The organism is Clostridium sp. CMCC3677 (assembly GCF_023845585.1).
GTDB classification, from domain to species: domain Bacteria; phylum Bacillota; class Clostridia; order Clostridiales; family Clostridiaceae; genus Clostridium; species Clostridium aquiflavi.
This window is the reverse complement of record NZ_JAMQHS010000027.1, coordinates 1-3,886: the sequence shown is the minus strand read 5'-3', so window position 1 is coordinate 3,886 and position 3,886 is coordinate 1. Positions and strand designations below refer to the sequence as shown.

General features: G+C 25.7%; 7 protein-coding genes. All 7 read right to left on the bottom strand.

What is annotated here, in order from left to right; translation table 11 throughout:
* Window positions 1–1,108 (bottom strand): N-acetylmuramoyl-L-alanine amidase family protein (locus NG901_RS16550; RefSeq protein WP_252217037.1); only part of this gene is annotated, 1,108 nt, incomplete at its 3' end.
* 165 nt (window positions 1,109–1,273) lie between these two features.
* On the bottom strand, window positions 1,274–1,672 hold the full coding sequence (locus NG901_RS16545) for a LysM peptidoglycan-binding domain-containing protein (RefSeq protein WP_252217036.1): 399 nt from the start codon (window positions 1,670–1,672) through the stop codon (window positions 1,274–1,276).
* Window positions 1,650–1,880 (bottom strand): hypothetical protein, encoded by a 231-nt coding sequence (locus NG901_RS16540; protein ID WP_252217034.1) that lies wholly within the window; start codon window positions 1,878–1,880, stop codon window positions 1,650–1,652. The genes NG901_RS16545 and NG901_RS16540 overlap by 23 nt, the downstream gene beginning before the upstream one ends.
* Complete coding sequence (locus tag NG901_RS16535) at window positions 1,881–2,360, bottom strand: DUF3990 domain-containing protein (protein ID WP_252217032.1); 480 nt, start codon at window positions 2,358–2,360, stop codon at window positions 1,881–1,883.
* Window positions 2,357–2,581: a DUF3791 domain-containing protein gene (locus NG901_RS16530; RefSeq protein ID WP_252217031.1), complete on the bottom strand. Its 225-nt coding sequence runs from the start codon at window positions 2,579–2,581 to the stop codon at window positions 2,357–2,359. Before NG901_RS16530 ends, NG901_RS16535 begins: the two co-directional genes overlap by 4 nt.
* Window positions 2,568–3,137 (bottom strand): hypothetical protein, encoded by a 570-nt coding sequence (locus NG901_RS16525; RefSeq protein ID WP_252217030.1) that lies wholly within the window; start codon window positions 3,135–3,137, stop codon window positions 2,568–2,570. The genes NG901_RS16530 and NG901_RS16525 overlap by 14 nt, the downstream gene beginning before the upstream one ends.
* A gap of 3 nt (window positions 3,138–3,140) precedes the next feature.
* Complete coding sequence (locus tag NG901_RS16520) at window positions 3,141–3,374, bottom strand: hypothetical protein (protein WP_035793662.1); 234 nt, start codon at window positions 3,372–3,374, stop codon at window positions 3,141–3,143.
* Between the last annotated feature and the right edge of the window lie 512 nt (window positions 3,375–3,886).

Genomic DNA, 3,886 nt, shown 5'->3' with positions numbered 1-3,886 from the left:
TAATTTCAATTTCCGGTTTGCTTTCATTTGCATTTACTTCTAATTCATTAATGATACATTCTTCTAACCTAAGATTATTTGCATTCTTTATAATTAATTTTTTAGTTTTAATATTCTTTAATTCTACTTTTTCAAATACATCTTTTATATTAAGTATTATTGTTTCATATTGGGCATTGGATTGTAATTTCTCCAAATCTCTACTGCTTGTTATAATTGGATTGGGATGTTCCGGTTTAACAAGATTTTCTTCTTTATTATTTGAATCGCCTTCTGTTGGTTTATTATCTGGTTTACTTGATTCACCTCCACTAGTTCCCCCTGAGCTACTATGATTATGTGAATGTTTAGAAGAATTACTTGATGACGAACTACTTTCAGCATCTGATTTATCTACATTATTATTTACATTGTTTATTTTATCGTTAATTAATTCAGGTATTAACTCACTATTATTATTTTCATTTATAACTAATGGATTACTTGGATTACATGTAATACCAAAATCTTCAAAAGCTTTATTAGTCGGCGGGATATCATTGCCTATAGCTTGACCATTTTCTGCAAATACATAAGTTTTATCCCCCAGTTTAACTTTACCAGTTAACATTTCACCATCTTTACTTAATGCATATGTTTTTCCATCTATTTCAACAATTCCAGTTTGCATAGATCCACTTGAATCAGAATAATACCATTTATTATTATTACTTATCCATCCAGTTTTCATTGCTCCATCTGAATTTGTGAAGTACCATCTATCACCATCTTTAACCCATCCTGTTTGCATAGCTCCACTAGGACTTGTAAAGTACCATGTTTGTCCATCTTTTATCCAACCATTCTTCATTGCTCCACTTTCACTAGCAAAGTACCATTTATCATTGTCCTTAATCCAGCCTTTTTTCATATCTCCATTGTTGTCAAAAAAGTACCATATGCCTTCAACATTTTTCCAACCTTTAACTTTATAATTTCCCTCAGTATAATTCCAAGTTCCATTACTATTTTTATTCCAATCTGCATATGCCTTCATTGGAAATACAGTAGTTATTGATGTTGCAATAATTACTGCTGCTAATAATTTCTTTAAAGCTACTTTTTTCATTATTCTTTACCCCTTTTGATTTTTCTAATAGTCAACGTAAATTAACAATTATAGTTTATGACTTAAGATTTCATTTATAAACTATTATTATTATACATAAAATAATTGTTTTGGTAAAATAATCCTAACAAAAAACACCTACTCAAAAAGTAAGTGTTCTCCAATTCACCTTATTCTAATATCCTGTCCAACATAAATCATATTTCTATCTTTAATACCATTAAGATCTACTAAACTTTCAACTGTAGTGTTAAATTTACCAGCAATCTTACACAAAGTATCCCCTTTAGCTACATTATAAAAAATTTGATTTTCATAAAATCCAACATCATTATTACTATAAATATCAAATGCATTACATATTCCTTTAAATATAGCATTAGCAACACTTTCTGGATTATATCCATTCATATCATTTTCACTATCACAAAAAGCACATTCAATAAGTAAAGCTGGCATAATAGTTTGATTAATTAACGCTTCTCCAACTAACTTATTAAGATCATCTTCCTTTCTAATTCCAACAGCTCCACTATCAAAATTACATAAACAATTCTTTTTCATTTTCCAACAAGTCTTCAACTAAATATTTATAATCTAAATACTGTATTCCATTCTCTCCATTATGCACTTGCTTACATAATAAACTTCTATAATATATATCCATAGCTAATCTAGTATCCATATTTTGTTTTTCTGCTAAAAAATTTATAATATCACTATCTAATGATTGAATATAAAATTTTTCTAATTCTTCTTGATTTGTTATCATTTATTTCACCTCATAACTATCTATAAATTTCAATTTATTATTAATCAAGTCTTGATTTACTAAACATATTTGATTATTCATTTTATAATATTTTATTTCTTCTAAAGTTCTTTTTTCATCCCAAAGCCCCTTAAAATACATATCTACACTTTTAAAAACATTATCATCAGCTACACTTCCAATGATAGCATCATATTCTTTGTAAATTTCTTCACCTTTTCTACAGTTGCAAATAAATTTTAGCCATAATTCATCATCCTCTTTAAAATTCATAATACTATAATTAATTAAATCATCTGATAAATTATATTTATTTACTATTGGTTTGGCTTTGCTTCTCATACCACGTCTTTTGGCCCATTTTTCTGCTTGTTCTTTATAAGTAGTTACATAAAAACCACAACCAAAATCTAAATATTTTTTTGAAAATGCAATATTAGGTTTTTCAATTATATCAATACCACCATGATAAACTATCATAACTTTATTCCTCGTTCTCTTATTAATTCTGTAATATCTTCCATTAAATATTCATTTCCAAGAGTATGCAAAACATCATAACACTTTATAATATAATCATCCAATATGTTTGTTTCACTCAAAATTTTATATATTTCAGATGCTGGCTTTTTAAGATAATCAGAAAGTTTATTAATAATAAATACTGAGAATTCCAATTCCTTTTTATCACAATTCACCATTTAAATTCACACCTTCCTTTTTAATATCCTGTATGTCAAAACTTATTTCATCTTCTACTTCTTTTATAGCACGTTTTACTCTATTACTTAAATTTAAAGCTTCTTCAACTAAACTATTTACATTTATTAAAACTTCAAATCCCATATCAATCATATCTTCACTATAAAATCTATTTTCTGTAGGGTATCTATGCAATATAAAATTATTATCTAATAATTTTAATGCTGCATAATCCCCTTGACTAATTTCAGAACTTAAATCACATTTAATAGAATTATAAATAGTTATTGTTTCATGGATTAATAACTCTATTCCATATTCTTTAATAACAAATGACTTTAGTATTCTTTCTATAGTTCCATGTATCATTTCCAACTGCCTAGGATAAGATATACCTATTTTATTAGCGAGAATTGCATCTCTAATCATAACATTGGAATCAGCCTTCCACAATTTATAAATTTCTTTTTTTATGTTATTTGGCCTAAATCTTTTTAGCTTTCCTGATTTATTAGTTCTACATTCCAATGTAAATCTATCAATTAAACCTTCCATTTATTAACCTCTTAAGAAATCAACTAAAATATTAAATCCACAATCCTTAGCATAGTCTTCAATATTAGTAAGAATTTCTCCCATTTCTTTTGCTTTTATATTTGATTTAACATAAACTTGTATTACATAATAGCTATCAACTTCGTTATATTTAAACTCTGATATTTTTTCTAATATATTTTTATCTAACGTATCTTTAGCATTGTTAATTATTTTATTGTATTGCTCTTTACTCAATTATCATCACACCTTTCTTTCATACTATTAATCTAGTACTAAACAATGTAGAAATTATAAATGTCAAAAATGCTACAGTAACAATTCTTTTTTTATCTTAATATCTCAATATATTAAATTCTTTATTATTTATTTTATCATATCTTTCAGTAGCTGTACTTTTGTTTAATATAAAGTCTACAAAAAATTTTGTATGTAAAATCATAATTTTAATTATATAAATCAAAAGAGCCTACCCTTTATAAGTTGGATAAGCTCTACTCCTAACTCCATAACTTTCATAAAAATCTTTCATAAATCTATCTAAATAATACTTTTCATCCCTATATCTATTAAATTATAACCTATATTATTTATTTTATAAACTTAATAAAAAACTGACTGCGTCATATTTTAAGTTGAAAGTTAAGAGATTTCATCAGTATAATTAACAATTTCTAAGGTGTTAAAACACCCCCTTATAAAAACATTATTTATAAAAAATAATTTCTATTATTAAACACAAGGCACTC

Coding starts and splice junctions, on each gene's coding strand:
- NG901_RS16530 (WP_252217031.1), bottom strand. CDS start 2,581: ATGGTGAATTGTGATAAAAAGGAATTGGAATTCTCAGTATTTATTATT.
- NG901_RS16525 (WP_252217030.1), bottom strand. CDS start 3,137: ATGGAAGGTTTAATTGATAGATTTACATTGGAATGTAGAACTAATAAA.
- NG901_RS16545 (WP_252217036.1), bottom strand. CDS start 1,672: ATGAAAAAGAATTGTTTATGTAATTTTGATAGTGGAGCTGTTGGAATT.
- NG901_RS16540 (WP_252217034.1), bottom strand. CDS start 1,880: ATGATAACAAATCAAGAAGAATTAGAAAAATTTTATATTCAATCATTA.
- NG901_RS16535 (WP_252217032.1), bottom strand. CDS start 2,360: ATGATAGTTTATCATGGTGGTATTGATATAATTGAAAAACCTAATATT.